General features: G+C 49.4%; 1 rRNA gene. It reads left to right on the top strand.

Annotated features, from left to right (window positions below):
• Window positions 1-488: ribosomal RNA gene (locus tag AAEY55_RS18155) — 23S ribosomal RNA — on the top strand; the annotation flags it as partial.

Genomic DNA, 488 nt, shown 5'->3' with positions numbered 1-488 from the left:
GGCTAAACTATGCACCGAAGCTGCGGATTCATCTTAGGATGAGTGGTAGGGGAGCGTTCTGTAAGCCGTTGAAGGTGTACCGGGAGGTATGCTGGAGGTATCAGAAGTGCGAATGCTGACATGAGTAACGATAATGGGAGTGAAAAACTCCCACGCCGGAAGACCAAGGGTTCCTATCCCATGTTAATCAGGGTAGGGTAAGTCGACCCCTAAGGCGAGGCCGAAAGGCGTAGTCGATGGGAAACAGATTAATATTTCTGTACTCGATATAATTGCGATGGGGGGACGGAGCAGGCTAAGCAAGCATGGCGTTGGTAGTCCATGTGAAAGTGAGTAGGGCGTTTGTTTAGGTAAATCCGGACGAACACTAAACCTGAGACACGAGACGAGTCACTAAGGTGATGAAGTTGCTGATGCCATACTTCCAGGAAAAGCCTCTAAGCTTCAGATTATATGGAATCGTACCCCAAACCGACACAGGTGGTCAG

It is taken from the genome of Pseudoalteromonas sp. 120-MNA-CIBAN-0494, assembly GCF_040308885.1.
In the GTDB taxonomy this organism is placed as follows: domain Bacteria; phylum Pseudomonadota; class Gammaproteobacteria; order Enterobacterales; family Alteromonadaceae; genus Pseudoalteromonas; species Pseudoalteromonas nigrifaciens.
The sequence above is the reverse complement of the archived record's forward strand: the minus strand, read 5'-3'. Positions and strand labels throughout refer to the sequence as shown.